This window comes from Nostoc sp. FACHB-892, from assembly GCF_014698795.1.
GTDB lineage: Bacteria > Cyanobacteriota > Cyanobacteriia > Cyanobacteriales > Nostocaceae > Nostoc.
In genome coordinates this window covers 1-4,349 of record NZ_JACJTR010000129.1, presented here as the reverse complement: position 1 = coordinate 4,349, position 4,349 = coordinate 1, and the positions used below count along the sequence as shown (strand labels likewise).

Here is a 4,349-nt window from a genome sequence, read left to right as displayed (position 1 = left end):
AGGATGAATCAACCGGGCTTTATCTTTTCCCTGATATGCCTGGTACGCTTGAGCAATTCCAAAAACTCAAAGCTGGACTCGTCTACAACTTGCGTTTTTCATAGGAGTATCAAGATGTCTAATCAAAACATTTGGCTATATCCGCGTCTAGCACATATTTCGCCTTGTTTTGAATACAGATTTTAATCTGTTTTATCGCATCGTGGCATGACCTTCCGGGTCTAAAACCATAGGAATTTGGCTCGAATACTGCCTCCCATTCTGGTTCAAGTGCAGCTTTTGCTACGGCTTGTAGTGCGCGGTCGTACATTACGGGTATTCCTAATGGGCGCTTTTCTTCTCTTCCTGGTTTTGGAATCCATACCCTTCGGGTGGGTTTAGATTTGCCAGTTAGCTTTAATTGCCCTGCCAGTTCAAAACTTTTGGGGGCAGTGATTTAATACCGTCCACTCCTGCCGTCTTTTTACCTTGGTTATCTTGTGTGACCCGTCGTACCGCTAACACCCTGTTAGACCAAGACCTCATCAGCGTCTTTTGGAGTTTACGGCATTGCTTGACATCACCACGGCGGGAAGCAGCATAGATGCGTTTTTGCAACTTGAAAACATATCTTTCAGCTTGTCGCCAATTGATTGTTTTCTATCCCTCGATATTCATTTCTGAATCCGAATTAGGCTTATTCATAGCTACTGTTACCTCTAGCTTTCCCACACTGCGGCTCACGTCAGCTTATCCCGGCAGTTACGCCATCCCTTTTAAGGCATTACCCGTTAATTCGGGTTAGGCATTTGCTTCTTGAGTCATCCTGCGCCTTCATGTCTTATGGCTGATACCTACCTGTTACCAATTTCAGGAGAACATGAAGGGTTGTTTCGTTCCCAGTATCCATAATTGAGTCTTTAGGGCGTGTCTATCCACCGAGGTTAAGAGTGGTGCGCTATCGCGGTATAGGAGTCCTGATAGTCTCTACCTTTGTCGGCTTTTCCCGTTCCAAGTAAGGTGGCTTATGCCACTAGCTTTATACCCCTTGGCAAGTGGTAACGATGGTTCAGACGACACTTTGCTTGTTCTACCCATAGACTCTTGCTTGCAGTAGGTGCTTTCAGCAATTACCACCTATTCCTGCTTTCACCCCCGCTTTACACCTTTGATAATCAGTCTCGGACGTAGGGGCTACCAATTTGTATTGGTAGTTTGTGTGCTTTTAATCCCGCACCGGGACAGTAGGACTTGGTGTATTTTGACTGGGTTATAATTTAAGTTGGATAACTTCAATCTTTCCCTTTGTCTTCTAGCTTTCTTAGCTGTTGGGTCGGCTAGATTTCCACACCTACATGGATATTGAGTTGTCATTGGTTGAGGATTAAAGTGCGAACTCTACCCTTGATGGGTTACTCAACCAAAGCCAGCCATCCTCCCCTTTCGGGTTTAGACTGAACGAATCGCACCCCATCCCCACTTATAAGCAGTGTCAACTAGAATTTTTTTACCATTTCGGAACTTGATAAATTCCTGCCCGTGGTCGTAAAATATGTCTGCAACCAGTTGATTACGCTCATCATAACCCCACTTATCCACTGCTGCCCTCCACCAGCGCTTTCCGGCAGAGAGCAACTGTTCAAGTTCTAAATACTCCGGCTTCCAGTATTTGGTGCGCCATTGATTTGCCAGTGCCTCGATTAATATCGCAGTCGGGTAGATCGGTTTTAGATTTTCTTCGAGCCAAAGCATATAAACAATCGCGCTTCTGAAAGCATCTTCTAAACCATAGCTTGATGCTTCTAAAGTGTCTTGGAGTTGCTCGTCATTAAAATTTACACCGAGCGATTGCAGGGCTGGAGCGTACAAATCAAATAATTCTTGTTCTACAGAATCGGCAGACCAGAACCACATAAGAAAAAGAAAACTCCTGCTGGGTGGCTAAATAAAATTTAGCATTTAGCGTGGGAAGTTTTGATATGGGGACGAGTAGCGATCGCTGCTCGTTTTCAAGCTAGACTCTGGCGCATGAATAATTAGAGGATGCGCCAAAGATGAGCTTCCCACTATCATTGGACTCTACACCAAGCTGCCTCACTGATCTTAGGAGCCAAACTAGAGTGTAGTTGAAGCGTCATTTTTCCAGTTTTGTCGATATAACCACATTTGTTACCAATGCTCACTAGTGCTAAAGAGCCGGAAAATTTAGCAGCATAATCGAACTGTGGTGAAACAAGTACTTTACCTGTTTTGTCGATATAGCCCCATTTATTGCCGATGTTAACCGATGCTAATCCTTCAGAAAAATCTGTTGCACTAGTAAACTGGGGCTTGATGACAATTTTACCTGTTTTGTCAACATAGCCAGACTTCTGAGCAACACCAATCCATGCCATTCCTTCAGAGAAGTTAAAGGCATAATCGAATTGTGGTTTAATCACAAAGGAGCCTGTGGTGTCCATATAGCCTAGCTTACTATTAGAGCCAACTACAGCTAACCCTTGCGAAAATTTAGAAGCACCGTATAGTTGCTGCGGGTCGAACCTAATGACAAACTTGCCTGTTTTATCGATATAACCATATCTACCACGCCCAGAACCTTTGATTTGCACCCATGCTCTTCCAGAAGAAAAAGCTTCAGCAACATCAAACTGTGGTTGAATAACAATATTACCTGTTTTATCGATGTAGCCAGACTTGTCAGCAATTTTTATTCGTGCTAATCCTTCATAAAAGTTGGCGGCATCTGCTCTTTGTGGGCTGAAATTAGTAAAGGCAGTTAATTTTGGCTGGAGAAGACGCTTACCTGTTTTATCGATGTAGCTAGCTTGATTCTCTATGCTAACCAGAGCCAGCCCTTCGGAAAAGTTAGCTGCGTAATCAAATTGTGGTGGAATAGCGAATTTACCCGTTTTATCAATATAACCCCACTTTTGATTCACCCAGACTCGTGCTAATCCTTGAGCAAAATCTGTAGCACCCTCAAACTGAGGAGGAATAGCGAATTTACCTGTTTTATCGATATAGCCCCATTTCTCATCAATTTGTATCCGTGCTAGACCTTCAGAAAAATTTGATGGGGAATAAAACTGAGGTATAGCAGGGATTTGAGCTTGATTATCGATAGAGTTGAGTTTGTGGTTAGCTTCTTTTAAGAATCCTTGAGATGGTAATAGACTTGTGAAAGTTAAACCAATAAGCAAAGAAAATAATTGTTTCATTTTTTTGAAGCTACTTTCAAAAAAGTAATAATTTTTCCTTTGTTTTTTGCAAAGGCTTAATCTATATGAATATTTAGATTAAGGATTTGTGCCTCAAATTTTAAGTTACTCTCAAAATTATGTTCGCCAATGATCAGTTACAATCAAGTCCAAGTAAACAAGTAAGCTGAAGGTGAGCCAGAGCGGTCATCATTAGTTACCCTTTCTATTGAATAGGTAAATATAATAGCTACGATGTCTTCCAAAAAGTCGAGTGATTAAAATCAGCTAAATTGCTTTATGCTTTTGGCATGGTAGAGTAAACTGATTGACGTTGATGCAATAGCTCAAACCATTGCCTCAATTTAGGATACTCTTGCTGCCAATTATGGCCAAATCTGAGGTTGTAGTAACCCAACCCTGATATAGCTGCCACATCAACAGCACTTATAGTTTCATTGAATAGGTAGGCTGAGTTAGTCAACTTTTGCTCAAAAACACCTAAAAGGCGATTAATGCTGGACTGATATTTAGCTTGGGTGGCAAAATCAGCTTGATTTCCTTTACGGGTTTCGTACCACAATCCGACAACATTATCTATTAAACTGTCTGCTAACTCTTCCCCCTGACGAGAGCACAAACGCTCAATGCGCGAGCCTGGATAAAAACTCGGCTGAGGATAAGTTTCATCTAGATACTCCACAATCAGCGTTGAATCCCAAAAAACGAGGTCATTTTCATCCACCAATACCGGGACTTTCCCAATGGGAGATAAACTCAAGAATTCTGGAGATTTATTGTTAATGTCTGTTTCTTTGGGTTCGTAAGGTAGCTGCTTCTCTGCCAGGACAATTCTCACTTTCCGAGCGTAAGGTGAGCGCTGTGCATAGTATAAGATTCGCGCCATATCGCTGCTATAAATTCAGTATTGTGATTTCCTATTTTAAATCTAATTTTAAATCGATGAAGCCAAACAAGCGGCCACAAAAGTGCAGGTGAATAACCCTAAAGGGCTTTGTTGCGTGAATGAAAAAAAGACATACTAATCCGATAGTGGAGTAGTATTAGTTTTCTACTTTGTAACTGTCCGGCTTGCCTAACTGGATCATGCGGTTAAGCGCAGCACATTGGAGAAATAATTCAACAGCTTGATTATCAAAGAAACGTCGT

At 41.9% G+C, this 4,349-nt stretch carries 5 protein-coding genes and 1 pseudogene; all 6 read right to left on the bottom strand.

Annotated elements, in window-relative coordinates; all coding sequences use genetic code 11:
- Nucleotides 1-118: 118 nt before the first annotated feature.
- Nucleotides 119-310 (bottom strand): reverse transcriptase/maturase family protein, encoded by a 192-nt coding sequence (locus H6G96_RS43065; RefSeq protein ID WP_347242362.1) that lies wholly within the window; start codon nt 308-310, stop codon nt 119-121.
- A gap of 86 nt (nt 311-396) precedes the next feature.
- Nucleotides 397-597, bottom strand: a complete 201-nt coding sequence (locus tag H6G96_RS43060; RefSeq protein ID WP_347242361.1) for a reverse transcriptase N-terminal domain-containing protein — start codon at nt 595-597, stop codon at nt 397-399.
- A gap of 831 nt (nt 598-1,428) precedes the next feature.
- Nucleotides 1,429-1,893, bottom strand: a complete 465-nt coding sequence (locus H6G96_RS40285) for a hypothetical protein (protein WP_190920207.1) — start codon at nt 1,891-1,893, stop codon at nt 1,429-1,431.
- A 155-nt stretch (nt 1,894-2,048) separates the two neighbouring features.
- Nucleotides 2,049-3,200 carry a WG repeat-containing protein gene (locus H6G96_RS40280; protein ID WP_190920205.1) on the bottom strand — a complete coding sequence of 384 codons (1,152 nt, stop codon included), beginning with the start codon at nt 3,198-3,200 and terminating at the stop codon, nt 2,049-2,051.
- Nucleotides 3,201-3,477: 277 nt separating this feature from the next.
- Nucleotides 3,478-4,086: a glutathione S-transferase family protein gene (locus H6G96_RS40275; protein WP_190920203.1), complete on the bottom strand. Its 609-nt coding sequence runs from the start codon at nt 4,084-4,086 to the stop codon at nt 3,478-3,480.
- A gap of 157 nt (nt 4,087-4,243) precedes the next feature.
- A pseudogene (locus H6G96_RS40270) lies at nt 4,244-4,349 on the bottom strand (IS5/IS1182 family transposase); the annotation flags it as partial.

Coding starts and splice junctions, on each gene's coding strand:
- H6G96_RS43065 (WP_347242362.1), bottom strand. CDS start 310: ATGTACGACCGCGCACTACAAGCCGTAGCAAAAGCTGCACTTGAACCA.
- H6G96_RS40285 (WP_190920207.1), bottom strand. CDS start 1,893: ATGTGGTTCTGGTCTGCCGATTCTGTAGAACAAGAATTATTTGATTTG.
- H6G96_RS40280 (WP_190920205.1), bottom strand. CDS start 3,200: ATGAAACAATTATTTTCTTTGCTTATTGGTTTAACTTTCACAAGTCTA.
- H6G96_RS40275 (WP_190920203.1), bottom strand. CDS start 4,086: ATGGCGCGAATCTTATACTATGCACAGCGCTCACCTTACGCTCGGAAA.